General features: G+C 45.8%; 23 protein-coding genes, 1 tRNA gene and 1 pseudogene. 18 read left to right on the top strand and 7 right to left on the bottom strand.

Annotated elements, in window-relative coordinates:
* Nucleotides 1-294: 294 nt before the first annotated feature.
* Genes proC through KE627_RS01455 form a run of 3 tightly spaced genes read left to right on the top strand, consistent with a single transcriptional unit; the run spans nucleotide 295 to nucleotide 2,963 of the window.
* The gene (proC, locus tag KE627_RS01465; protein ID WP_013728293.1) at nucleotides 295-1,092 is read left to right on the top strand and encodes a pyrroline-5-carboxylate reductase; all 798 of its coding nucleotides are present in this window, start codon (nucleotides 295-297) and stop codon (nucleotides 1,090-1,092) included.
* An 18-nt stretch (nucleotides 1,093-1,110) separates the two neighbouring features.
* The gene (gene nagA, locus KE627_RS01460) at nucleotides 1,111-2,244 is read left to right on the top strand and encodes an N-acetylglucosamine-6-phosphate deacetylase (protein ID WP_056939230.1); all 1,134 of its coding nucleotides are present in this window, start codon (nucleotides 1,111-1,113) and stop codon (nucleotides 2,242-2,244) included.
* Between the two features lie 14 nt (nucleotides 2,245-2,258).
* Nucleotides 2,259-2,963 (top strand): GntR family transcriptional regulator, encoded by a 705-nt coding sequence (locus KE627_RS01455; protein WP_056939229.1) that lies wholly within the window; start codon nucleotides 2,259-2,261, stop codon nucleotides 2,961-2,963.
* Between the two features lie 198 nt (nucleotides 2,964-3,161).
* On the opposite strand, the gene KE627_RS01450 is transcribed toward KE627_RS01455, so the two are convergent.
* Together KE627_RS01450 and KE627_RS01445 are read right to left on the bottom strand one after the other, a co-directional pair.
* Complete coding sequence (locus tag KE627_RS01450) at nucleotides 3,162-3,524, bottom strand: hypothetical protein (protein ID WP_013728291.1); 363 nt, start codon at nucleotides 3,522-3,524, stop codon at nucleotides 3,162-3,164.
* On the bottom strand, nucleotides 3,521-4,276 hold the full coding sequence (locus KE627_RS01445) for a WecB/TagA/CpsF family glycosyltransferase (protein WP_013728290.1): 756 nt from the start codon (nucleotides 4,274-4,276) through the stop codon (nucleotides 3,521-3,523). Before KE627_RS01445 ends, KE627_RS01450 begins: the two co-directional genes overlap by 4 nt.
* A 120-nt stretch (nucleotides 4,277-4,396) precedes the next feature.
* On the opposite strand from KE627_RS01445, the gene KE627_RS01440 reads away from it, so the two are divergent.
* The 13 genes from KE627_RS01440 (at nucleotide 4,397) to KE627_RS01380 (ending at nucleotide 17,555) form a co-directional block, all read left to right on the top strand.
* Nucleotides 4,397-5,854: a nicotinate phosphoribosyltransferase gene (locus tag KE627_RS01440; protein WP_013728289.1), complete on the top strand. Its 1,458-nt coding sequence runs from the start codon at nucleotides 4,397-4,399 to the stop codon at nucleotides 5,852-5,854.
* Nucleotides 5,855-5,875: 21 nt separating this feature from the next.
* On the top strand, nucleotides 5,876-6,703 hold the full coding sequence (nadE, locus tag KE627_RS01435) for an NAD(+) synthase (protein WP_013728288.1): 828 nt from the start codon (nucleotides 5,876-5,878) through the stop codon (nucleotides 6,701-6,703).
* A gap of 190 nt (nucleotides 6,704-6,893) precedes the next feature.
* A complete protein-coding gene (locus KE627_RS01430) occupies nucleotides 6,894-9,557 on the top strand; it encodes a calcium-translocating P-type ATPase, PMCA-type (protein WP_056939227.1) in 2,664 nt (887 codons plus the stop codon).
* Between the two features lie 21 nt (nucleotides 9,558-9,578).
* Entirely contained in the window at nucleotides 9,579-10,010 is a 432-nt protein-coding gene (locus tag KE627_RS01425; protein WP_013728286.1) for a hypothetical protein, read from the top strand.
* A gap of 441 nt (nucleotides 10,011-10,451) precedes the next feature.
* Entirely contained in the window at nucleotides 10,452-12,620 is a 2,169-nt protein-coding gene (locus tag KE627_RS01420) for a Tex family protein (RefSeq protein ID WP_013728285.1), read from the top strand.
* Nucleotides 12,621-12,635: 15 nt separating this feature from the next.
* Nucleotides 12,636-13,103 (top strand): SprT family protein, encoded by a 468-nt coding sequence (locus KE627_RS01415; RefSeq protein WP_013728284.1) that lies wholly within the window; start codon nucleotides 12,636-12,638, stop codon nucleotides 13,101-13,103.
* 14 nt (nucleotides 13,104-13,117) lie between these two features.
* Nucleotides 13,118-13,996: a homoserine kinase gene (gene thrB / locus KE627_RS01410; RefSeq protein WP_013728283.1), complete on the top strand. Its 879-nt coding sequence runs from the start codon at nucleotides 13,118-13,120 to the stop codon at nucleotides 13,994-13,996.
* Nucleotides 13,997-14,053: 57 nt separating this feature from the next.
* Nucleotides 14,054-14,139 (top strand) — tRNA-Leu (locus tag KE627_RS01405).
* A 101-nt stretch (nucleotides 14,140-14,240) separates the two neighbouring features.
* On the top strand, nucleotides 14,241-14,858 hold the full coding sequence (locus KE627_RS01400; RefSeq protein WP_056939225.1) for an HAD family hydrolase: 618 nt from the start codon (nucleotides 14,241-14,243) through the stop codon (nucleotides 14,856-14,858).
* A gap of 78 nt (nucleotides 14,859-14,936) precedes the next feature.
* Nucleotides 14,937-15,362, top strand: coding sequence for a PTS sugar transporter subunit IIA (locus KE627_RS01395; RefSeq protein ID WP_056939224.1), 426 nt, complete (start codon nucleotides 14,937-14,939; stop codon nucleotides 15,360-15,362).
* The gene (locus KE627_RS01390) at nucleotides 15,362-15,865 is read left to right on the top strand and encodes a PTS sugar transporter subunit IIB (protein ID WP_056939223.1); all 504 of its coding nucleotides are present in this window, start codon (nucleotides 15,362-15,364) and stop codon (nucleotides 15,863-15,865) included. Before KE627_RS01395 ends, KE627_RS01390 begins: the two co-directional genes overlap by 1 nt.
* Before the next feature lie 18 nt (nucleotides 15,866-15,883).
* Nucleotides 15,884-16,687 (top strand): PTS sugar transporter subunit IIC, encoded by an 804-nt coding sequence (locus tag KE627_RS01385; protein ID WP_013728279.1) that lies wholly within the window; start codon nucleotides 15,884-15,886, stop codon nucleotides 16,685-16,687.
* A gap of 16 nt (nucleotides 16,688-16,703) precedes the next feature.
* Complete coding sequence (locus tag KE627_RS01380; protein ID WP_013728278.1) at nucleotides 16,704-17,555, top strand: PTS system mannose/fructose/sorbose family transporter subunit IID; 852 nt, start codon at nucleotides 16,704-16,706, stop codon at nucleotides 17,553-17,555.
* A gap of 187 nt (nucleotides 17,556-17,742) precedes the next feature.
* Here KE627_RS01380 and KE627_RS12500 read toward each other — a convergent pair whose 3' ends face one another.
* The 3 genes and pseudogenes from KE627_RS12500 to KE627_RS01365 form a co-directional block, all read right to left on the bottom strand.
* Entirely contained in the window at nucleotides 17,743-19,014 is a 1,272-nt protein-coding gene (locus KE627_RS12500) for an ISL3 family transposase (RefSeq protein WP_013727284.1), read from the bottom strand.
* Nucleotides 19,015-19,158: 144 nt separating this feature from the next.
* Nucleotides 19,159-20,418, bottom strand: a pseudogene (locus KE627_RS12495) (ISL3 family transposase); the annotation flags it as partial.
* Between the two features lie 189 nt (nucleotides 20,419-20,607).
* Nucleotides 20,608-21,702, bottom strand: a complete 1,095-nt coding sequence (locus KE627_RS01365) for an LCP family glycopolymer transferase (protein WP_013728277.1) — start codon at nucleotides 21,700-21,702, stop codon at nucleotides 20,608-20,610.
* A 211-nt stretch (nucleotides 21,703-21,913) separates the two neighbouring features.
* On the opposite strand from KE627_RS01365, the gene KE627_RS01360 reads away from it, so the two are divergent.
* Together KE627_RS01360 and KE627_RS01355 are read left to right on the top strand one after the other, a co-directional pair.
* Entirely contained in the window at nucleotides 21,914-22,858 is a 945-nt protein-coding gene (locus KE627_RS01360; RefSeq protein ID WP_014940175.1) for an AEC family transporter, read from the top strand.
* A 127-nt stretch (nucleotides 22,859-22,985) separates the two neighbouring features.
* On the top strand, nucleotides 22,986-23,657 hold the full coding sequence (locus KE627_RS01355) for a 2,3-bisphosphoglycerate-dependent phosphoglycerate mutase (protein ID WP_013728275.1): 672 nt from the start codon (nucleotides 22,986-22,988) through the stop codon (nucleotides 23,655-23,657).
* A gap of 82 nt (nucleotides 23,658-23,739) precedes the next feature.
* Here KE627_RS01355 and KE627_RS01350 read toward each other — a convergent pair whose 3' ends face one another.
* Together KE627_RS01350 and rpiA are read right to left on the bottom strand one after the other, a co-directional pair.
* Nucleotides 23,740-25,074 (bottom strand): C1 family peptidase, encoded by a 1,335-nt coding sequence (locus KE627_RS01350; RefSeq protein WP_013728274.1) that lies wholly within the window; start codon nucleotides 25,072-25,074, stop codon nucleotides 23,740-23,742.
* A 140-nt stretch (nucleotides 25,075-25,214) separates the two neighbouring features.
* Nucleotides 25,215-25,898, bottom strand: coding sequence for a ribose-5-phosphate isomerase RpiA (rpiA, locus tag KE627_RS01345; RefSeq protein ID WP_013728273.1), 684 nt, complete (start codon nucleotides 25,896-25,898; stop codon nucleotides 25,215-25,217).
* Between the last annotated feature and the right edge of the window lie 24 nt (nucleotides 25,899-25,922).

The following is a 25,922-nucleotide window of genomic DNA, read 5'->3' as shown; positions in this document are numbered from 1 at the left end:
TTCTTAAATCTTCTATGTAAAAATCCGTCCCAGAAATCAAAATATTTTGGTATTCAGTATGGTATTCAATCAATACTTTCACTAACAAAACCTTGTCATATTAACTGATTGACAATTTAGACTCGAACCCAGCTAGCCCAATTACTAAACGTCTGTGACGAAAGGAACTCGTCGCGGGCGTTTTTTTGTATTTTCAACGATCGACCATTTTGATATTGCAAAATTTTGCATTTTCCGCTATTGTCAGTGTTAGAAGAATTGGAATAGTCCGATTGTAAATTCAGGAGGTAGCTTATGAAAATTGGTTTTATTGGCGTTGGGGCAATGGCTCAAGCGATCATTCAAGGACTGCTGAAGGCAGAATTTGTTCCTGCTCAAGACATTTTGGTACACAGTGCTCACCAAGATCATTACGAAAAATATGCGGCTCAATATGGCCTGACCCCGAAAGAATCGAACACGGCGGTTGTTGACGGCAGTGATCTGGTGGTTTTGGCAGTGGTACCAGCCGTTGTCACCGATGTGGTGGCGGAAATCCGTGGTGAACTGTCAGCCAAGAAGACGTTGATCTCAATTGTTTCAGGGGTTTCGCTGGATCGATTAGAAGAGTTGACCGATTACAACCTGCCAATTCTTCGCAGTCTGCCAAATATCAACTCTGAATTCGGTCAGGGGATGACCGCGGTTGCGGCCAACGAGAACTTAACCGGGGATCGAAAAGCTCAAGCCATCTCGCTATATCAAGCAACTGGAAGTGTGCTAGAGCTTAAAGAAAGCCAATTTTCGGTATTCAGCGCCATTTCCGGTAGTGCGGTAGCGTATGTTGACTTCTTTATCGATAGTCTCAGCCGGGCCGGGGTCAAGTATGGCTTCACCAAAGAAATGGCCACCCAAATTGCGGCCCAAACAACTCTTGGCTCTGCGCACTCATTGATGGCATCCAAGAAATCGCCAGCTGAAATGATTGATAAAGTCAGTTCGCCAGGTGGTGATACTATCGCCGGCATTCTGGCGATGGAAGAGGCTGGATTCCTACCTTCTGTCATCAAGGGAATTGACGCGACGATTGCCAAGTCAACCGGTAACCATTAGTCGACTTGTGGAGCAGATATGTCAACAGTATTAATTCATGCAAAGATCTATACAGGCAAACGAATTATCCAAGACGGCTACCTCAGATTTGGTCAAACAATTCTCAACGTTGGCCCTACAACCAGTTTTAAACCGCAGTCAAGTGATCGGATCATCGATGCTTCTCAACGCACAATTGTCCCTGGCTTCATTGATGTGCATACACATGGTGGTTATGGTGCAGATTCCATGAATTTGGATCCTCAAGTGATTAGCCGAATCGTCAACCTGATGGCTAACGAGGGGGTTACCGGCGTTTTCTTGACTACCATGACTCAAAGTGCCGATGCCATTGCTAAGAGCATGCAGACGATTAAAATGGCGGCTGAAACCAACCCGCGAATTTTAGGTATTCATCTTGAAGGACCGTTTATTTCACCCAAGTACCACGGCGCCCAGCCGACGGAAAAGATTCAAAAGCTTGACGTTGATAAAATTGCCAGGTGGAATATTCTCTCGGGTGGGCTGGTCAAAATTTTGACCTACGCTCCGGAAATGCGCGTTGACCCAAGAGCCGTCAGTTATTGTCAAGAACAAGGGATTCAAATGGCAGTTGGCCACTCTGATGCAACCTATCAGTTGCTTAATCAAGCTCGGCCACCGCACGTTACCCATTTATTTAACGCCCAGCGAGGTCTCCATCAGCGAGAAATCGGTGTGGTGGGGTATGCGATGCTTTCTCAAGCCAAAGTGGAGTTGATTTGTGATGGGTTCCATGTGGTGCCTGAAGCGGTACAAATTGCTTATCAAACGATCGGTCCGGATCGGCTGGAACTGATCACTGATTCCATGGAAGCCAAAGGGCGGCCGGATGGCATGTATCAGCTTGGCGGCCAACCGGTCAATGTTTTTCGGGGAGGGGCAACCCTGGCTAATGGGCATTTAGCAGGATCGGTTCTCAAGTATGCGGACGCTTTTAAAAATATTATTCAATTTACCGATTGTTCAATTGCTTCAGCCGTCAAAATGACCTCGACCAATCAGGCGGAGGAATTTCACCTGAAAGGCAAAGGATTCATTGAGAATGGGTATGATGCCGATCTAAATTTGTTTGACAATCACCTAGACCTTATGGCAACGTATAGTTATGGCAAATTAGTGAATAAAAACTAAGGGAGTTGGTATCAGTGGGTTTACCAATTTATATTCAAATTCATAATGAGATTAAACGAAACATTGAAGCAAATAGGTGGAAAATTGGTGATCGCATTCCCTCTGAGCGTGAGTTATCGACCGACTTTGGTGTGAGTCGGATGACGTTGCGTCAAGCCATTCAAACCCTGGTGGACGAAGGTATTTTAGAGCGTCGAGTCGGTTCGGGAACGTTTGTGTCCAATCAGAAAGTGCAGGAGAAAATGTCTGGGGTTACCGGCTTCACCGATCTGATGCTGGCTCAGGGGAAAAAGCCTTCCAGCAAAACAATTTCGTATCACACGATGGAACCATCTTTGAGCGAGATGGAAAAATTGCACATCAGTCAGGAACAAGCGGTTTTACGGATGGAACGAATCCGTTATGGCGACGACATTCCGATTTGCTTTGAAGTCGCCACGGTGCCTGAAAATATTGTCGAGGGCTTGGAAAAATCCGAAGTAACCAGTTCGCTTTATCGAACCCTGGAGCAAAAGAAGAACCTGCAAATCGGCAAGGCCCAGCAGACGGTGTCGGCGATGCTGGCATCGGAGCGGATTGCTGAATATCTGAACATCAAACGGGGCGACGCCATTTTGAGACTCAGACAGATTACTTCACTCCAAGACGGTCGCCCGTTCGAGTATGTCCGCACCCAATATGTGGGTGATCGGTTTGAATTTTATTCGGAAAAAGAGTAGTGGGCGACGAGACCCGGGAGATGCGTTTTCTAAGGGGACTGGGATTTAAATCCCGGTTTTGAGGGATTTGAATCCCAGTCCCCTTAGAAGTGAGCATCTGGGTCGTCGGAGCCGTCCTCCAAGAAATCAATCCAGCAACACAAAAACTTTTCACACAAAAAACCAGGCCATCACATTTGTTGGCCTGGTTTTATCGTCCTATGATTGTTTTTTCTGATTTTTCTTCTTTGGCTGATCATACCGCTGAGCGTAGCCGGATCGAATCCAATCGGTGACCCAGGCCATCACAGCAGACATAAACGCGAAGATAATCCAAGACGTCCAATCACGATAACCGCCAATTTGACGAAGAATCACCATCCACAGCACAAAGTAAATCACATAGAAGTTAAATCTGGGCATCCGCAGATAACTGGTGACATAAGCCAGCGCAAAGATTCCCAGCATACCGTACTGGGTGTCTTGAATGGCCGCCTGATGATGGAGCAAATTAACAATGATGCCAACGCCGACATAAATAATTAGAAAATAGGTCCAAAACTTCGGTGAAACTTTCTTCATTGAGCCCTCCCGGATTTTCGTGAATATTTTTGTTTAACGATCTGCCACAAATATTTTGGCAGCACCATCAGCCTGCCAAAGCGACTGGGTTCCTTGACGACCCGGTACAACCACTCCAAATGCATTTTCTGCCATGCTTTGGGTGCTCGTTTGACAGTTCCGGCTAAGACGTCAAATGAACCGCCAATTCCAATCCAAAGGGCGTCGGCAGCCCGGCGGTTCTTATTGATAAAGGCTTCCTGCTTGGGATAACCGGTTGCAACAAAGACCATATCCGGCTGGGTCCGTTTGATATCGTGGACAATGTTGCGATCATCGCCAAAATAGCCGTCGTGGGTGCCGGCAATCGTTAGAAACGGATAATTTTCCTGGACGACTTTTTTGAGCTTGCGAATCACTGCCGGCTGAGCGCCGACAAAGTACGCCGATTTTTGGTTGGCGTTTCCCCATTCCAGTAGATGGACAAAGAGATCATATCCGGTCACCCGTTCTTTGAGCGGCGTTTTGAGCATCTTGGCACCCATGATAATGCCAATACCGTCAGGAACGATGTAGTCAGCGGTCGTAATGAGTTTTTCGTAATCGGGATTCGCCTTGGCATACATGACGATCTCCGGATTGGCGGTGACGACAAACGTATTTTGGTGTTGATTGATGACGTTATGTAAAATTGCTTGGAAATCCTTTTCGGTGGTATTTTCAAAAGGGATGCCCAAGATATCAACTGGTTGGGTGGGACTTTGGTTATTCATAGCAGCTCCTTTAGACTTTGTTTCATGCGAATTGCAAGATTATTTTTTGTTAATAATCGGAAAAATGATAGAATATAAACTAATTATATAACAAATCTCCGGGGAGGATATTGACACAATATGTCAGAAGACGATAATTTAACGCTCCATACCGATTTTTATGAGATCAACATGATGGCCACCTACTTTGAAAAGCATATGGAAAATCGTAAGGCGGTTTTTGAAGTGTTTTTCCGCAAGCTGCCGTTTGGCAACGGCTACGCGGTATTTGCAGGCTTGGAACACATTATTTCATACATCGAAAATTTACAATTCACTGATGATGATATCGATTATTTGCGGGAAGTGACAGATTATCCGGACAGTTTTTTAGAATACTTAAGAAACTTTGAATTTAAAGGCACCATCAAATCAGCCTATGAAGGCGATATTGTTTTTGCCAATGAACCAATTCTCCAAGTTGAGGGGAGCTTGTGTGAATGTCAGCTGGTTGAGACGGCCATTTTGAATATGGTCAATTATCAAACGCTGATTGCGACCAAGGCTTCCAGAATTCGGACGGTGGTCGGTGACGATCCGTTGATGGAATTTGGCACCCGCCGAGCCCAGGAAGTTTCCGCAGCCCTTTGGGGAACCCGGGCAACCATCATTGGCGGTTTTAACGCCACTTCCAACGTCTTGGCTGGTAAGAAGTTTGGTATCCCAATCAGCGGGACTCACGCTCATTCATTGGTGGAGTCGTTTGGTAATGATTATGACGCTTTTAATGCCTACGCTCAGACCCATCACGACTGCGTGTTCCTGGTAGATACCTATGACACCTTGAAAAGTGGGGTGCCCAGTGCTATTCGGGTTGCCAATGAAATGGGTGACAAGATCAATTTTGCCGGCGTCAGACTGGATTCGGGCGACATGGCTTACCTTTCCAAACGAGTACGTGAAGTTCTCGACAATGCCGGTTATCCGAATACCAAAATCTATGCTTCCAATGACTTGGACGAGACGACAATTGCCAGCTTAAAGATGCAGCATGCCAAGATTGACGTTTGGGGTGTCGGCACCAAAGTCATCACTGCCTTTGATCAACCAGCCTTGGGCGCTGTTTACAAGATGGTTTCCGTTGAAGACGCTGACGGCAAAATGACGGATACAATTAAGATTTCCGGTAATGCTGAGAAGGTTTCGACACCCGGCAAAAAACAGGTTTGGCGCATTACTGACAGTAAGGATGGTAAGTCGGAAGGCGATTACGTCACACTGGCCGATGAAGATCCCCGCAAAGAAAAGTCGATCTTCATGTTCCATCCCAACTATACTTACATCAATAAGACTGTCGATAATTTTGATGCAATGCCACTGCTCAAACCAATTTTTCAAGATGGCAAATTAGTGTACGACCAGCCAAACTTAAAGCAGATTGTCCACTACGCCGAAAAGGAATTGGCATCATTGTGGCCTGAATACAAACGGGAGTTAAATCCCCAGAAGTATCCAGTCGATCTGTCCCAAAAGTGTTGGGATAACAAGCGTGACATCATCGAAAAGATTCGCAATTATATTCAAGATATCAACTACTAAATTTGTAATCGAGGGATGCATATGCGAGCTAAACAACAAGAAATTATTGACGCGTTAAAAGTGAAACCAACGATTGATCCCAAAGCCGAGATTCGTCGTTCTGTTGACTTTTTGAAAGACTATCTTAAAAAATTTTCTTTCCTAAAAACATTGGTCTTGGGCATCTCTGGCGGCCAAGACTCAACGCTGGCCGGCAAATTGGCTCAATTAGCCATTTCCGAGCTCCGGGATGAAACCGGCGATCCTGACTACCAGTTCATTGCGGTCCGTTTGCCATATGGCGTTCAAGCCGATGAGTCTGATGCCTTGGAAGCCATCAAGTGGATGGACGCTGATGTTGTCGCCAGAGTTGACATCAAGCCTGCTGTTGACGCCGCGGTGGCTTCAGTTGAGGCAAACGATATCGAAGTCGCTGATTTTAATAAGGGTAATATCAAAGCCCGTCAACGGATGATCGCCCAATACGCAATTGCCGGTGCCAAATCCGGTGCCGTGGTTGGGACCGATCACGCTGCCGAAGCTGTTACCGGATTTTATACCAAATTTGGTGACGGGGCAGCGGATATCACGCCACTTTGGCGTTTGGACAAAGAGCAGGGCAAGCAGCTCTTAAAATTACTCGGTGCCCCCGAGCATCTTTACCAAAAAACGCCAACTGCCGATCTGGAAGACAATCGGCCGGCATTACCCGACGAAGTTGCCCTGGGTGTGACGTATCAGGATATCGACGCTTATCTTGAAGGCCGCGAAGTTTCTGAGAAGGCTGCTGAGACCATTGAGAGCTGGTATGACAAGACGCAACACAAACGTCACACCCCGATTAACGTTTATGACACATTTTGGAAATAGATATTTAGTGACTTTTCATTAGTGGTTAGGTATAATTACCATAAATAAAGGGAGTAACCAGCAATTTCGATTGCGATTATCTCGTCAACGTGAAATACTCGTATTTCCGGGATAAATCTTAAATGGTGAGACTTATGAATTCTTTTAGCGAGGAATTTGTGGGTCTCTTTTCTTTTAGAGGAGGAAGTTTATGACACAGGAGAAGAAGATGTTCTACCAACGAACAGTCGATGATGTGATGAGTCAAATGAAGGCCCATCCCACTGGTCTGTCTGAGCAGGAGGTCAAAGACCGTCGGGAACAATTTGGTGCCAACAGATTAACGTCAAAGCGGCGGACCACGTTAATCGAGAAGTTCATTTCCCAATTTAAAGATTTGATGATCATCATCTTGATTATTGCGGCGATTATTGCCGGGTTTGCCGGTGAAACGGTGGATGCTGCGATTATTTTGGCCGTGGTTATCCTAAACGCGGTGTTTGGGGTTTTCCAGGAATCCAAGGCCGAAAATGCGATTGATTCATTAAAAGAAATGTCGGCCCCCATGGCGACCGTTCTGCGAAATAATCAACCGATGTCAATTAAGAGTGAGGACATTGTCCCAGGAGACATTGTCCTCTTAGAGGCAGGAGATGTCGTTCCAGCCGATGTTCGACTGATTGAGGCTAATTCCCTTAAGATCGAAGAAGCGGCCCTCACAGGCGAATCTGTGCCGGTTAACAAACAGGTGGACCCAATCAGGGAAGACGACCTGCCATTGGGAGATCGAAAGGATTTGGGCTTCATGAACAGTAACGTGACGTCTGGTCGGGCAACCGGCGTCGTGATTGGCACAGGGATGAATACTGAAGTCGGCAAAATTGCCCATATGTTAAACACCACTGAAGAAACGACCACGCCGCTGCAGGAGAACCTGAAATCATTAGGTAAGATGTTAACCGTTTTGATTCTGGTGATTGCTGTCATCGTGTTCGCTGTCGGGATGTGGCGGGGACAAGAGAGCTTGATTAACATGCTGCTGACGGCAATTTCCCTGGCAGTCGCAGCCATTCCGGAAGGCCTGCCAGCGATTGTGACCGTGACGTTGGCATTAGGAACCCAGCAAATGGCCCGCCACCGCGCCTTGATTCGAAAGCTGCCGGCTGTTGAAACGTTGGGAAGTACCGATGTCATTGCCTCAGATAAGACTGGAACTTTAACCCAAAACAAAATGACAGTGGAAAAAGTCTTCTTGAATGAAAAAATGCAAGATTCCGCTGACACCCATTTAACTTTAAACGATCGATTAGCGCAAATCATGGTTTTGAACAATGACACCAAATATCAAGAAAATGAGTTGGCTGGCGATCCAACCGAAACAGCTCTGGTGTCGTTTTACTTACATCAAGACCAGCCAGTCCAAAAGTTTGTCAATTCCCATCGGCGACTGGCAGAAATTCCGTTTGATTCTGAGCGGAAATTGATGTCTACCTACAACCAAATGGACAATGGCCAAATCCTAATGACCATGAAAGGGGCACCGGATCAGCTGTTGGAACGGGTCACCAAGATTCAAGATGGGGACGGTGTTCGAGACATCACTGACGATGACAAACGGTTAATTAGTGCCACCAACCATGATTTGGCGACTCAGGCGCTGCGGGTGTTGGCGTTTGCCTACCGTCTTGTAGACACGATACCAACTGAGCTCACATCAGCCGCCCAGGAGCACGATATGATCTTTGTTGGTCTCATCGGAATGATCGATCCTGAACGGCCCGAAGTTGCTCAAGCAGTTGCGGAAGCCAAATCTGCAGGAATCAAATCGATTATGATTACCGGCGATCATCAAGATACTGCCCAAGCGATCGCGAAACGGTTGGGAATCTTGGGTCGGGGTGACAATCCTGGCGGGAAAGTCATCAATGGGGCTCAGCTCGATGAGATGTCCGACGACCAATTTAACCGGGAAGTCGCTGACATTTCCGTTTACGCCCGGGTTGCACCGGAGCATAAGGTTCGAATCGTCAAAGCCTGGCAGAAACAGGGCAAGGTGGTTGCCATGACCGGCGACGGTGTCAATGACGCGCCAGCGTTAAAGACCGCCGATATCGGTGTTGGCATGGGAATTACCGGAACCGAGGTTTCCAAAGAAGCCTCTGACATGGTGTTGGCCGATGATAACTTTGCCACGATCGTAACTGCGGTTAAGGCTGGCCGCAAGGTGTTTGCCAACATTCAAAAGTCACTCCAGTATCTGCTTTCCGCCAACTTGGGGGAAGTCTTGACCTTGTTTGTGATGACGATGATGGGTTGGCAGATCTTGGCGCCGGTTCAGATTTTGTGGATCAACCTGGTAACCGATACTTTCCCGGCAATTGCCTTAGGCGTTGAGCCGGCAGAACCCGGTATTATGAAACGCAAACCCAGGGGACGAACGTCCAACTTCTTGTCCGGTGGGATCATGAGCAACATCTTGTATCAGGGATTTTTTGAGGGCTTTATTACCCTTTGTGTTTATGCATTTGCCATCACCAACCCGGTTCATGCTTCAGATGCGTTGGCTCATGCGGATGCTTTGACGATGGCCTATGCAACTCTGGGACTCATTCAATTGTTCCATGCCTTTAACTCCAAGACCATCCATGAGTCAATCTTTAGAATTGGCATGTTTAAGAATAAATTCTTTAACTGGGCACTTTTGGGATCGGCTGTGCTGTTGATCATGACGATTGTCATCCCAGGATTCAACGAGATGTTCCACGTGACTGAGTTGACTGCTTCACAATGGCTGGTCGTTGTCTTCGGTGGCTTTATGATCGTTGTTGTTTCAGAAGTAGTAAAATACATTCAGAGACACATTTCCCATAAATAAAATTGAATGGAGGCTGATATTTTGAAACCACAAGATATGCAGCGATATGCAAAAACCGTCTCGGACGTGATTGATGAGACGTCAAAAAATGGTGAGGATTTAAACGCTGATTACGAAACACTCAGAAAGGCCATTGATAACCAAACGGTTGCTGATTTGACCAGTGATCAGCTGGCGGGCATTCAAGCCCATTTTCAATCCGGAACCGATAAGTACCAAGATAACGTGAACAAGCTTGAGCAGGTGGCTGTGCCGGTTAAATTGTTAGGCAAGCACAAGTTGCTGGTTCGTCATTATGAGGACTATGCCAACGCCTGCCAGGCAATGACGGACAGTATTGACCCGCAGGCTTCAACGGTGGACGTTGATAAGTTCAACCAAGCTGAGAAGGATCAGGAAAATAGTATCGCTAAGGTTTCCAGTACGACTACGCGGATTATGGGAGAAATTTAAAGAGTGCGAAGCGGGCTGGGTGACGCGGTTTCTAAGCCAACTTTGGTTTGAACCCCGGGTTTGGGTTTAAATCAAAGCTGGCTTAGAGGTTAGCGTCAGGCCCGCGAAGCACGTTTCAACCAGAGTGCGACAAGCAACGTTTTGACACGGAGAGCTAAGGTCGCTTTGATTAAAATCCGGGGTTTGGATTTAAATCAAAGAGGCTTAGATCGTAGTGTCAGTTGCGTCGAAGCACGTTTCCCCAAACCATCTAGAAACCCACTCCACAACAGGAGTTCCCAAAATTAAAAAATTAACATTCAACATTCAGCCCAAACTGCAGACAAGTGTTCCTGCCAGCAGTTTGGGCTTTTATGTCCCTGAGAAAACCTTGTTGGAGTCCCCGGCATTTGCTTCATTCTGCTATAATTAAACGTAACACTATTGATGAGGTGGGAATACATGGACAACACATTAGCACATAAGATTCAGCAAGACTTACCCAAAATCCGGGAGAAACAGATCGTCGAAACCCTCAAGATGTTGGATGAAGGTGACACCGTTCCTTTTATTGCCCGGTATCGAAAAGAACGGACTTCCAATCTGGATGAAGTTCAAATTCGAGACATTCAAGACGCTGCTCATCGCATCCAAACTTTGGACAAGCGCAAGCAGGAAGTCATCAAAATTATTGATGAACAAAAGGCCTTAACCCCCGAACTGAAAAAGCAGATTGAGGCGGCCTCGGTTCTTCAACAAGTTGAAGATCTTTATTTGCCCTACAAACAAAAACGGCGGACGAAAGCGACAATTGCCAAAGAACATGGTTTGGAGCCCTTAGCCAAAGCCGCCATGTCGTTTGCCCCCGATTTGAAGCAACTGGCTGCGCAGTATGTTCACCCGGACAAAGAACTGCCTGATGTTGACGCAGTCTTCGCCGGAGTCCACGAAATTATCGCTGAAGACGCTGGCGACCGGGCCGATTTTCGCGAATGGGTCCGCCAAAACACCCAACGATACGGTCAGTTGGTTGTCAAAGTTAAACGCGGTGGTAAAGAGTTGGACGAAGAGGGCACCTATCAGCAGTATTACGATTTCAATCAACCCATCAAATCAATTCCTTCGTTTAGAACCTTGGCCATTAACCGGGGTGAAAAAGAGAAAGTGCTTTCGGTCAAAATTGAAGTCAATGAGGCACCAATCATGTGGCATTTAAAGGCCAACACCGTCGGCAGTCATCAAGGATTTGCTGCCGATGTGGTCACCGATGCAATCGAAGATGCCTATCACCGCTTCATCGGACCGGCAATCGAGCGTGAAATCCGCAAGCAGTTGACCGAAGTGGCCGCTGATCACGCCATCGATATCTTTGGCAAGAATTTGTACAACTTGCTGATGCAGGCGCCACTCAAGGGCAAAATTGTCATGGGATTTGACCCGGCCTATCGAACCGGCTGTAAATTAGCGGTGGTCGATCAAAATGGCAAGTATCTGGACAAAACGGTAATCTATCCCCATAAGCCTGCCAGTGAAGCCAAACGTAAGGCTGCCAAAGGGCTGTTCATTGATTTCATCAACCAAAATCACGTTGAAATGATCGCCATCGGTAACGGAACCGCTAGTCGGGAGTCTGAACAATTTGTTGCCGATGCAATTAAAGAAATCAAAACGCCCATTTATTACGTAATTGTTAATGAGGCAGGGGCGTCGGTCTATTCTGCAAGTCAAGTCGCCAGAGACGAATTTCCGGACTTTAGTGTTGAACAGCGTTCGGCTGTCAGTATTGCCCGCAGAATCCAAGATCCCCTTGCCGAATTAGTTAAAATTGATCCCCAGGCAATTGGTGTCGGTCAATATCAACACGATGTTCCGCAGAAACAACTGGGTGAACAGTTGGACACGGTGGTTGAAACCGCCGTTAACCGGGTTGGCGTTAATTTGAACACTGCCAGTCCCGATCTGTTGGTCCACATTTCCGGGTTGACCAAAACGACCAGCGGCAATATCGTCAAATTCAGAAATGAAAATGGCGAATTTAGTGCTCGCTCTGATCTCAAACAAGTTCCCCGGCTCGGCCCGAAAGCTTTTGAGCAATCGGTGGGGTTCTTGAGAATCATCGGCGGCAAAAATCCACTGGATAACACCGATATTCATCCGGAAAGTTATTCTGCGGCCAAAAGCCTCCTGAAAAAGCACGGATTGACCATTAATCAACTCGGCGAGCCGGCCGTTTCAACTGCTTTGAGTCAGCTCAATTTGGCCCAGGAAGCTGAAAGCATCGGAGTTGGGGTTGCAACCTTGAAAGATATTATCAAGGGCCTCGAAACGCCTGGCCGTGACTTGCGTGACGAAATGCCTGCACCGTTGCTTCGAAAAGACGTTTTGACAATGGAAGATTTGAAGCCGGGGATGAAACTGCAGGGAACTGTCAGAAACGTGGTTGACTTTGGTGTCTTTGTTGATATTGGCGTTAAGCAGGACGGTTTGGTCCACATTTCCAAAATGAGTCGGACATTCGTCAAGGATCCCAGCAAGGTGGCTTCGGTCGGCGACATCGTGACGGTTTGGATTGACTCAGTGGATCTGGATCGTCACCGGATTCAATTAACCATGGTGGATCCTGAAGGTTAGGTGAACAAAGAACTCATGACTGATCAAGAACTACAGCAACTCGTTGAACATATTTCGCTGCAATACTTTGCCAAACCGTTTACCCACCGGGCCTATTTTAATGCCCGTTTAAAGACGACTGGCGGCCGTTACCACCTCAATGACCACAACATCGACATTAATCCAAAAATGGACGAGGGGGCTGATCATGCGGTATTAATTGGGATTATCAAACACGAGCTGTGCCATTATCATCTCCATTTGGCAGGATACAGCGCCAAACACAATACCAAGCAGTTTAAACAGCTGTTAAAAGCGGTCGGCGGCTCCAGATACGCTCCCAGAGTCCAGAGTACCAGGGTCCAAACGCGTTATATTTATCGCTGTGAAGACTGCGGTTTGGAGTATCATAGAAGACGAAGAATCAATCTGGTGAAGTATGTCTGCGGCAGATGTCGCGGTAAGCTTCATTTAATCAGCCAAACGCGGCAAATCGGAGCGTAGAAAGGAGCCATCACATGGCAAAAATTATTATCAGAGTACCTGCAACGACCACTAACCTCGGGTCGGGTGTTGATTCGGTTGGGTTGGCACTGCAGCTGTATTACACGGTGATTGTTGAGGAAAAGACAGATGAATGGAAGGTCAACCATGCTTTGGGACACGACATTCCAACTGATGAGCACAACCTCATTGTTCAGACAATCTTAAAGGTCGATTCTGATATTCATCCGCATCAACTGACCGTTATCTCGGATGTTCCGATTGCGCACGGTTTGGGCTCCAGCACAACCGCAGTGGTTGCCGGGATTAAAATTGCCAACAAGTTAGGGGATTTGGGGCTTTCAATTGAAGATCAAATTAATTTGGGAACAAAGATTGAAGGCCACCCGGAAAGCGTTGCTGCTGCGATGCTTGGCAACTTGGTTGTTTCGACATATGACGGTGAAACCGTCACTGCTGCGACTCTTCCTGTACCAGACGTCTCGGCCTTAATGTATATTCGACCGGATGGTGTCAGCGAGGTAGAAAGTCGCAAGAAGCTGCCGAAACAAATCGATTATGACGTGGCCGTCCATGCCAGCAGCCAGGAGAATGTTTTCATCGCCTTGGTCGCCCAGGGCAAATGGGAGCAGGCGGTTAAGCTGATTGAGAATGATCATCTCCACGAGCCCTACAGAAAAGAGCTGGTCCCAGAAATTGATCAAATCCGTTCAACTGCCCACAAGTTAGACATCTTTGGTACTTACTTGAGTGGTGCCGGTCCTACGGTTGCCACACTGGGTAAGAAAGCTGCTTTAACCCAGCTAAGAATTGATTTGGAACAACAAAATCTAAATGGTAGTTTGCGGCTGCTGCAAATTGATACAGAAGGCGCGACCGTTCGCGGTGAATAATTTTCAAAAACCATTTGTCAATTGCCAAAATTTCTGCTATAATTTTTAATTGTTGATGCGGCCATGGCGGAATTGGCAGACGCGCAAGATTAAGGATCTTGTCGGGAATTATCCCGGTGGAAGTTCGAATCTTCTTGGCCGCATGGTTAAAGTTCGAATCACTATCATCTCAATAGTGATTCGGACTTTTTTATTGTGTAGCATGTGATATTTTGCTCAAATAATAAGCGATTGGAGTACAGGAATGAAATATTTTATTTTTGATGTAGACGGAACCTTGATTGATACCGAAAAGATGTATATGTTACCACTACATAAGACGCTGCTGGAAAACGGCTATGACTTCTCTTATGAAGACGTCGTTAAGCTCTTTGGGATTACCTCCATGGATACGGTTCGAATTCTTGGTGTCAAGAATCCGGTTGACATTCGGGACCAATGGTTTGCCAAAATTAAAGATTACACCCAATATGCCCACGTTTATGATGGGATTGAGGATGTGGTTAAGAAACTGCATGCTGATCCGACTATCAAAACCGCGATTGCCACTTCCAAGGTTGAAGCCGAATTTCACCGGGATGTCACAAAATTTGGACTGGATCAACACTTTGATGCCTTTGTTTTTTCCAACGAAATTAAAAAAGGCAAGCCCGCTCCTGACATGATTTTAAAGGGCATTGAGAAATTAGACGCTGATCCGGCAACCACCATTTATATTGGCGATACCAAATTTGATCTCCAAGCTGCTCACGCTGCCAACGTGCAGTTTGCCCTGGCCGGTTGGCGGACCAAGAAAACCGCGGACTTTGCGGACACGGATTACGATTTAAAGACGCCCGCAGACTTACTAACGATTCAGTAATTCCGGCAAACGAAATTGCTATTTTGTGATATATTTGGTGTAAACAGACTTTGTTAAATTTAAGAAATGGGTGAGTAGATGATTTCAATTCTGGTTGTGAGCCACGGCGATTTTGCCAAAAGCTTAGTGACGACCGCAGAAATGATTGCCGGCAAACAGGAACAGGTTGGTTGGGTAAGTCTGGCCGCAAATGATGGGGTGGATTCACTTAGTGATAAGGTCGCTTCTGCATTGGCTGACTTTCCTGAGGGTACGCCAACGTTGATTTTGGCAGACTTGTGGGGTGGGTCGCCGTTTAATGCCGCCGCCCAATTTGCAGCCAAGAATCCGCAATCGATTGCATTAGTTGCCGGAGTCAACCTTCCGATTCTGTTGGAGGCCTACATGGCCCGAAATTCAACCCTGAGTGAATTAGTTAATAAGATCAATGAGATTGCTGACGATTCGATTCGTCAGTTTGAAGTTTCTACTGATAATGATGACGATTTGGGAGATGATTTATAATGACAATGGATATTCGCCTTGCGAGAGTCGACAGCCGCCTGCTGCACGGCCAAGTGGCAACTTTTTGGACACGGGCGGTGACGCCGAACCGGATTATGGTGGTCTCTGATTCTGTTGCCAAAGATCCTTTGCGGAAAACATTGATTACCCAGGTGGCACCACCTGGTGTCAAAGCCAATGTCGTCAGCGTTAACAAGATGATCCGAGCCTATTTCGACTCCAGGTTTGATTCCTTCAACACGTTGTTGTTGACCGAAACAGTGGCTGACATGTTGAAATTAGCAGAGGGCGGCATCGATTTTTCCAAGATTGGCATCAATATCGGCAGCATTGCCTATAACGACGGAATGACGATGCTTACCGATGCCATTTCGATGAATGGAGATATTGCCAAAGAAATTCGAACATTGGCAAATGACTTTCATCTAGATGTCTATGCTCAAAAAATTCCTGCTGAGAAAAAGGAAAATTTGTTGACCCTGTTGGATAAAAAGGGCTTTTAAGGAACCGAGGGGAATTCAATGAGCTTAGTTTCAATCAGCCTGGTTTTGTTGGTTGCATTTGTGGTCGGAATGGATGGCATTCTTGACGAATGGCAGGTGTACCAGCCAATGATTGCTTGTACGCTGATCGGTTTGGCAACTGGCAACGTCGGCGTTGGCATTATGCTGGGCGCAATTTTACAGATGATCACGATTGGCTGGATCAATATTGGTGCTTCTGTTGCACCGGATATCGCGCTGCCGGCAGTCGTCTCGGCTCTTTTAGTGTGCGGTCCGGCCGCCTTAAGTATTAAACACGGGATTGCCTTAGCCGTTCCCTTTGCGGTTGTTGGCCAACTTTTGAACGTCACCATCCGTAAATCAATTGTCAAATTTATCCATACGGCCGACCAAGCTGCCGAAAATGGTCAAATCCAGCAGATTGATCGCATTCATCTGCTGAGTTTGGGAATTCAAGGGCTGAGAGTCCTGATTCCGACGGGACTCGTGATGCTGATATCTCCTCAATTCATTCATCAGTTAATGCAGCAAATTCCAGCGGGGATCACGAATGGCATTGCCATCTCAATTGGCATGGTGTCGGCCGTTGGATTTGCCAACCTGATTAACATGATGGTCAGCCGCTCTTTATGGATTTGGTTTATCGTTGGTTTTTTAATTGCCATTTTTACGAAGATGAATCTTTTTATTTTAGCAGGATTAGGCTTGGTTGCAGCCATCAGCTTTGTTTGGCTTAAGAGTAGACGGCATGGCTCAACCGGCGGCGATGGGGAAGGGAAAGACGATTTAGATGACTTTGACAAAGAACTTGATGATTTATAGGAGTTGGTGGGTATAAATGGCAAATAATCAAAACATGATTCACGATTCCCATCAACCGATTCATCTTCGTCAGATCGATTTTTTCCGGACCTTTTGGCGCTCTGGCACAGAGCAGGGATCGTGGAACTTTGAACGGATGCAAAACCTCGGATTTGCTTATATAATGGCTCCTGCGATTAAACGATTGTATCCGGATATGAACCAACGTAAAGCTGCGTTGAAGCGCCATTTGGGCTTTTTTAACACCGCACCAATTATGCAGTCCCTGATTACTGGAGTGGTTTTGTCAATGGAAGAACAGCGGGCAAATGGTGCCGATATTAGTGATGACACGATTAATGCCGTTAAGACTGCTATGATGGGGCCAATGGGTGGTTTTGGTGATCCGGTTTGGTTAGGCACGATCCGTCCGGTTCTATCGGCATTTGCTGCCAGTCTGGTTTTGAGTGGCTATGGCATGATGGGACCAATTCTATTTTTTATTGCATGGAACGTTTTACGGCTGGTCTTTCGTTATATGACTCAAATGGCCGGTTATCGTCGGGGAGCCGATATTATTAACTTGTTTAATACCGGGATTATTAAGTACGTTGGGAGTGCCACTTCAATGTTTGGCGTCTTTATGATGGGCGTGATTGTTGCTCGGTGGGTCACCGTTGATTTTGCATCAGTTCGGGGACTCTTTGGCAGTTCAACGACTTCCCGGTTTGTGGACACGATGATTAATGGCGGCCTTAACGTGATTGCTCCGGTTGCCTTGACCCTGATTTGTGTCTGGCTGATCCGCAGGCGAATTTCGCCAATCTGGATTATTCTGGGGTTGTTCGTTATCGGAGTTCTTGGCTACTATGCCGGGGTATTGGTTTAAAAAGCAAAAGTTACATAAAATTGATTGTGAAAAAATAGCGGCTCAGATAAAAGTTGGTTTGCTTTTATGGTTCTTCGTCAACTGTTGTTGGTGAACAAAATATTGGAGTTCTAATCACTTGGTGATTAGGGCTCTTTTTGTGGTTCTTCGTCAACTGTTGTTGGTGAACAAAATATTGGAGTTCTAATCACTTGGTGATTAGGGCTCTTTTTGTATGAACTCGAAAAGCGAACAGCACTCTTAGCCGGAATCTGAAGAAGTTTCGGTAACCAAATCCAGTGCGCTTAATGACTTTAATCTTGTTGTTTGAACCTTCTAATGGCCCGTTGGTGTAGTGGTGGGTGAAAGTGTTGCCAATTTCATCATGATGAGCCGCCAAGGTTTGGAGGGCTGCCAACATCTCTTCCGAGCACCCCTGCAGGTGGTGAAAGGCTTGATTATAGTTGGGCCAGTCGCGGTTTTTGATGGTTTCACGTAACCGATTCATCACGTCGTAAGTTTGCTTGAGCTCGGGATCAATGTCCAGTAAAGCATCAACCACATCCGTGGCAGTTGCCGGATAAGGGAAGTTTGTCCACTTACGGAAAGCCTCGTAGTTAAGGTGATTGGCCGGCGTTAATAATAGTTTCCAATAGCGTTTCAAGGCGTGATACTGGCGTGAGGAAGTGGCCAGGGTTTTCATGAGACGCACTCGCGTCTTATTAAAAGCCCGGTTTAAAGCGTTAACCAGGTGGAAGGGATCGATGACAACGATGGCGTTCGGGAAGATCTGCCCAACCAATTTGGGATAGGTATAGTTCATATCGGTAACGATAATTTTCACATTTTCTCGCGCGGCTTGGTCATAATGTTGGAAGTACTTTTGAAGCTGATAGATGGTTCTAAAGGGCAACAGGTCAATCAATTCGTGGGTTTCCGCGTCCATAAATTCAAAGCTCATCGCGTCGGTGGCGCTCTTAGTACTTTTAACTTCGTCCATGAGGAGAACTTTGGGTAAGTAGTGCCAGTTGGTTTGAAAGTCGTGTTCAGCGCGCAAGAGCTGCCGACCAACGAATGAATCCGAAGTGGACAATTCATTGGCAATGTGTTTGAGGCTCACTGGTTCCGTTAACTTCTCTAAACATTGTTTCCGGGTTGTATTTGAAATCGTGCAGTGCTTCGGCACTGCACTCGTCTGCGCCAGGAAGTTGGTATGACAAGCCTTACAGTGAAAGTTTCGCCGATTGAGGCATAGGATAACCGTGCTGCCCAATGTTTTAGCGAATCTAATGGTGGTCTTCCGCCAACCATAGCCAATGATCTGGTGATCATTAATAACCCCACAATTGCGGCAGGCCTTGGGAGAATAGTTCAGTGATCCATTTAATCTGATTACCCCATCATCACCTATTTTGCCATTCTCAATTTTTAAGTGTTCATCATCTATTCCTAACAACATTTTCGTAGTATCATTTGACATAGGGCATTTCCTTCTTTCTCTAAAATCTTCGTGGTTGTTGGTTTTGATGAACGGACAGGAAATGTCCGCTTTTTTTATTCTAATGAAAAACAAAAAATCTGTCATCAGTAATAGATAAAAATCTATTACCAACAACAGATATTGTAGAGCCCTTTTTGTATGAACTCGAAAAGCGAACAGCACTCTTAGCCGGAATCTGAAGAAGTTTCGGTAACCAAATCCAGTGCGCTTAATGACTTTAATCTTGTTGTTTGAACCTTCTAATGGCCCGTTGGTGTAGTGGTGGGTGAAAGTGTTGCCAATTTCATCATGATGAGCCGCCAAGGTTTGGAGGGCTGCCAACATCTCTTCCGAGCACCCCTGCAGGTGGTGAAAGGCTTGATTATAGTTGGGCCAGTCGCGGTTTTTGATGGTTTCACGTAACCGATTCATCACGTCGTAAGTTTGCTTGAGCTCGGGATCAATGTCCAGTAAAGCATCAACCACATCCGTGGCAGTTGCCGGATAAGGGAAGTTTGTCCACTTACGGAAAGCCTCGTAGTTAAGGTGATTGGCCGGCGTTAATAATAGTTTCCAATAGCGTTTCAAGGCGTGATACTGGCGTGAGGAAGTGGCCAGGGTTTTCATGAGACGCACTCGCGTCTTATTAAAAGCCCGGTTTAAAGCGTTAACCAGGTGGAAGGGATCGATGACAACGATGGCGTTCGGGAAGATCTGCCCAACCAATTTGGGATAGGTATAGTTCATATCGGTAACGATAATTTTCACATTTTCTCGCGCGGCTTGGTCATAATGTTGGAAGTACTTTTGAAGCTGATAGATGGTTCTAAAGGGCAACAGGTCAATCAATTCGTGGGTTTCCGCGTCCATAAATTCAAAGCTCATCGCGTCGGTGGCGCTCTTAGTACTTTTAACTTCGTCCATGAGGAGAACTTTGGGTAAGTAGTGCCAGTTGGTTTGAAAGTCGTGTTCAGCGCGCAAGAGCTGCCGACCAACGAATGAATCCGAAGTGGACAATTCATTGGCAATGTGTTTGAGGCTCACTGGTTCCGTTAACTTCTCTAAACATTGTTTCCGGGTTGTATTTGAAATCGTGCAGTGCTTCGGCACTGCACTCGTCTGCGCCAGGAAGTTGGTATGACAAGCCTTACAGTGAAAGTTTCGCCGATTGAGGCATAGGATAACCGTGCTGCCCAATGTTTTAGCGAATCTAATGGTGGTCTTCCGCCAACCATAGCCAATGATCTGGTGATCATTAATAACCCCACAATTGCGGCAGGCCTTGGGAGAATAGTTCAGTGATCCATTTAATCTGATTACCCCATCATCACCTATTTTGCCATTCTCAATTTTTAAGTGTTCATCATCTATTCCTAACAACATTTTCGTAGTATCATTTGACATAGGGCATTTCCTTCTTTCTCTAAAATCTTCGTGGTTGTTGGTTTTGATGAACGGACAGGAAATGTCCGCTTTTTTTATTCTAATGAAAAACAAAAAATCTGTCATCAGTAATAGATAAAAATCTATTACCAACAACAGATATTGTAGAGCCGCTTTTATCTGAGCCGCTATTTTATGGTTCATGATTATTTAATAGCCATTATATGTCGATGATGATTGGGTTGCCCCTTGACCGTCATCGGTATCTGTTTGACTGGTTTGAAGCTTGGTTGACTTAGCCAAGCCAAGGGATGTCCGAATGTCGTTGGAGACCCGCAGCAGTTCGTTTTGAGGAACCACTTGGTAGGAAAGACCATCGATCATCGCGTTTTCTCCCTGAAGGGTTTGTGACTTAATGTGATGAGTGGCGTCGCCATATTTTGCCCGGATGGCGATCATATCGTCGAAAGTCATATCCGTCTTCATGTTGCCGGACAGTGACGAGAGGATTGATTTGTAACGGGGAAGGGAGGTAATGTTAAGACCCTTCATGACTAACTTCTTGATAATCTGTCGTTGACGCGCCTGACGACCATAATCACCACGTGGATCGTCATCACGCATTCTGGAGTAGTCCAGAGCTTGGCGACCATTTAGATGGATTTTCTTGCCTTTGACGACATTTGCAGCCCCATACTGGAACGTCAGTGGTGGGGTCACGTCCACGCCACCAACCGCATTGACCATTTTTTCCAAACCGCCCATGTTGATGATCGCGTAGAAGTCGACTGGAATATCGAGCAGATTTTGAACGGTCTTAACGGCTGTTCCGGCGCCACCAATTGTATAAGCGGCATTAATCTTCTCATATGGCTGGGTATCGCCGGGGACGACCACCTTGGTGTCTCGGGCAATACTGGTCAAATGAATGGTCTTTTTCTTTGCGTTGACAGATGCGACAATCATCGTATCCGTCCGCCCAGTGTCGTGACGACCCAAGGCACCTGTATCAGTTCCCAATAGCAGGATTGATAGTGGCTTTCCTTGCTGGATCACTGACGAAACGTTTCGAGCTTTGGTAACATTGGTTGAATCGTAGGTCTTCTTGAAGGTCGACTTGGCACTCTTGTATGCGCCGTATCCCCAGACCAGGCCACCGCCCAAGGCGATCAGCAGGACGAAAAAGATACTCCAGCCGATAATTCTTCTTCGACGGTGGTTCTTTTTCTTATAGTGGGGTTTCTTGTCCGATCGACGAGAATACACTGGTTCAAAATCATTATTGTTATCTTTATCTGATGGCATATTGACTCCTCATTTACAAAAAATTCTCCCAAAAGTATATGGCAGATTTGGACTTGATTGCAGAAATCTTCGGTTATTTAAACATTATTTAATAATTGTAACATCTGTTGTGACCAACTTGTTCAATTATACCAAAAATTATAACCGGCTGTGGATTCTAATTGTGTTATAATAATTCATTGTTATTGATTTTTAGAATTGAGGAATGTTTATGGAAGTTTTTTATAATGCTGTTTCTGGGGTTTTAATTATCCTGATCATGATTGCCTTGGGGTTTGTGTTAGCCAGAAACGATTGGTTTGACGGTAAGATGACCAGCATGATTGCCCGCCTGGTAACTCAGGTTGCCTTACCGGCCTACATGATTTCAACCATTATGGAAAAATTTACTGCCAAGAAGTTGCTGACCACACTTCCTGACTTATTTTTCCCAATCGTTTCGATGCTGTCACTTTACATTGTTTCAATCTTCGTGGTCAAATTTGCCAAGATTCCCAAAATGCATTCTGGGTTGTTCATGTCCATGTTTTCCAACTCAAACACCGTTTTCGTTGGGCTGCCGGTTAACATGGCGCTGTTTGGAAAATCCAGTTTGCCGTTTGTGTTGGTCTACTATATGGCCAACACGACATTCTTTTGGACACTGGGGGTTTATTTGATCCAAAAAGATGGCAAAGGTGAGGCTTCATTTAATTGGAAGCAAACTCTCAAGAAGGTTTTTTCACCGCCTTTGCTTGGTTTCATGGTCGGTGTCGTATTGGTATTGATGCACGTCACCCTGCCTGATTTTTTGATGCAGGATTTTAATTACATAGGGAATTTAACGATTCCGCTGTCCATGATTTTTATTGGAATTTCCATCAATAGTGTTGATTTAACGAACGTTCATTTCGACCGCAGTAACTTCTTGATTTTGTTTGGGCGGTTTATGCTGGCCCCAATCATTATGTCGCTATTGGTCATTCCAACGCCGATGCCGGTGATGATGAAACAAGTTTTCATCATGCAGTCTGCAATGCCGATTATGACCAATGCGCCGGTTGTTTCCAGGTTGTATCATGCCGATTCCGAATATGCTTCCATCATGGTGGCTGAAACCACGTTGTTGAGTCTGATCATGATTCCGGTTCTAATGGTTTTGGTTGAGAAGCTTTAGGAGAAATGCTACACTGAGTCTGTTCACACAACGACTTGAGAGGTTGAGAAGATTAGAAGGTGGCTTCGGTCATCTTTTTTATGAATTTATTTGTGAACAAATTAATTTGAGTAAAGAGGATGTAAACGTGCCAACACTAGTCATCATGCGCCACGGAGAAAGCCAAGCCAACCGGGACAACATTTTTACCGGCTGGAGCGATGTACCCTTGACCGATAAAGGGGTTCGACAGGCCCACAGTGCTGGGAAAGTGATTGCCAAATCTCAAATTCAGTTTGATGACGTTCATACGTCATTTCTGAAACGGGCGATTATCACCACCAACATTGTCTTGGATGAAATTGGTCAAAACTTTATTCCGGAGCATAAATCCTGGCGCCTTAACGAACGTCACTACGGTGGCCTTCGTGGGAAAAATAAACTTAAAGTCAAAGAACGGGTAGGCGCAAAGCAGCTCAAAATTTGGCGGCGAAGTTTTACCGTTGTGCCGCCGCTTTTGGCCAAGCGGGACGAAGATCCCCGTTATGATCGTTATGGTGTCCAAATTCCGTTGGGCGAAAGTCTGGAAATGGCACAACAGAGATTGATTCCATACTGGGTTGATCAGATTGCGCCGAAGTTGTTAGACAACAAGAACCAATTGATTGTCGCTCACGGAAGTACCTTACGCGCCTTGATCAAATTTCTGGAAAATATTTCAGATGAAGAAATCCCCAACGTGGAGGTTCCTAACGGCAAACCGATTCGATACGATTTCGATGAGCAATTAAACATTATCAGTAAATCGTTCATGGAGTAGTTCGTTGCAATTTAATAGACCATAAAAAATACGACAAATCAGATAACCTGACTTGTCGTATTTATCTTTTAAGAACAAATTCTTAGGCTAAGGCACCCATTGGATCCCAAGGCTTCAAAACAATTGGCTCTTGTTTTTGAGCTTCAAGCTGTTCGTCGGTGAGGTACTTCTTGTTGATCACGAACTGGTACACGAATTCGTTCATCCAGTCGTCACTCATCACGAAGTAGCCTTTGGTGCCGACTTTTTCGCCCCAGCTGTTTTCAACCTTCCACTTGGTTGGTTGGCCGTCGACCAGATCGACTCCGGTAATCACCATGGCGTGGGTCATCAAGCTTTCGCCGTAATCCAAACGTTCAGCTTTTGACATCGACAAATCTGAATCGAATAATTCGTCGGGTGCATAAAGGCTGGTGTCCATGATTCCTTTTTTGGTGTTGGAACTTTGGCCAACGTCACTTCCGAACCAAACGGATTCGCCATTTTGCAGCTGTTTAATTGCCAACTTTTTGAGTTCAGACATTTCCAGGTTCAAATGTTTGACCGGCCGGCCATTGACAACGTTGCCCAACATTTCAATTGTGTAGGTCTTATTGAATGGCTTGTCATCAGTGGGTGAGTTGATCAGGGAAACGTAGTCTTCCAAGTTTAAGTTAACGTATTTTTTGAAGAATTCTTGTGGGGTGATGCCAGCGTCAAAGTGATAATTCTTATCCTTGTCGCGGTATTCGAAGTCAAATTTGGTGGCTGGTTCACCGAGTGCGTAGGTCAACATGCGGTATACTTCACTCATCATATTGTCCTTGGTTTCGGCAATCTTAGCCTCAGACGCCTTGTCAGCAACCAATTCACGTAAGGCAACGGCGTCATGACGAAGCTTCAGGTTCAAGAACTTGTTGAGCTGAGATGAGCGATTACTGTTGAAGGTTTCCGGCATTGCTGACTTGGGAACGATCCCATATTTTTCAATCAGGGCACAAAGCATATCCCATTGACCGCCATCTTGTTGTGGCGTTGCCATCAGCCAGGCAACTTTACGTGAATCAAGGGGCTGGTCGGCAGTTTTTAAGACGTTTTCCAAGAAATAATTGGCTTTTTCAAATTTATCCCAGAAGTTGGTGTAGTTTTGGGATAATTCGAAATCATCCGGAACCTTATAAGTGTTCATGAGGTGAATGCGCATCGTATTGAGGGCGGCAAACATCCAGCATCGACCACTTTGCTTTTGATCAGCAACTTTTCCAGTTGAAAGATCGATTGAAAATACCGGGCTCATTTTGCCTTCAGCGGTAAAGTCTTCGCTGCTTTCCAAAATGCCCTGGTGGGTAACTGCCCGTTCAATCACTTTCGAATCTTTTCGATTATCAAGATTCTTCTGGTACTTGCTGATTTGATCTAAATTAATTTCTGCTGTCAAAAATGATCACTCTCCTTAATAGAATCTTATTTTACGCTCATTTATTAAAAAGGGCTAGTGAGCAGGGTGCTTTTAAACGGCAAACAGCCGGCTGCGAATCGTTTTGATCGCATTTCCGGCTGTTGTCAGTTTTTATTCAATTAGCGGGCTTGAATGGTCTGCGGCCCATCTTCACGGCCAACAATGACAGTGTTAACCAGATCAAGGAACAGTCCATGTTCGACGATTCCGGTCATTTGGTCCAATTCAAGTGCCAAATGGTGGGGTCGTTCAATTTGACCTAAGTGCAAATCAATCACGTAATTGTTGGAGTCGGTTTTGACGTACTGATCGCCATTCATCCTAAACTTTGGGTGATAACCTTTGGCATCAAGGCGTTTAAGCAGTTGGTGGCTGCCGTAAGGGATGACTTCTAGTGGCAGTGGGAAAGAACCCAACTCATCAACCATTTTGCTGCTGTCGACAATCCACATGTTCTTATCGGAATTAATCGCTACGATCTTTTCCCAAAGATGAGCGGCACCGCCACCCTTGATTCCCTGGAAGGTCCGGTTAATCTCATCAGCACCATCGATGGTTAGATCAATGTGGTCAATCTCGTCTAATCCCTTGGTTTTGATACCGAGACTGTTGGCCTGTTCACGGGTCCGTTCTGAAGTTGGGACACCGACAATTGAGAGGTGTTCGGACTTCACTCGTTCGCCCAAAGCATCGACCATGAATTTGACGGTAGATCCAGTGCCCAAACCAACGGTCATGCCGTCTTCGATGAACTTAACAGCGGCCTTCCCCACAGACTGCTTCAACTCGTCTTGATGTTTCATATTTGTTCCCTCATTTCAAAGTTG

Source organism: Lentilactobacillus buchneri, assembly GCF_018314255.1.
GTDB classification, from domain to species: domain Bacteria; phylum Bacillota; class Bacilli; order Lactobacillales; family Lactobacillaceae; genus Lentilactobacillus; species Lentilactobacillus buchneri.
The sequence above is the reverse complement of the archived record's forward strand: the minus strand, read 5'-3'. Positions and strand labels throughout refer to the sequence as shown.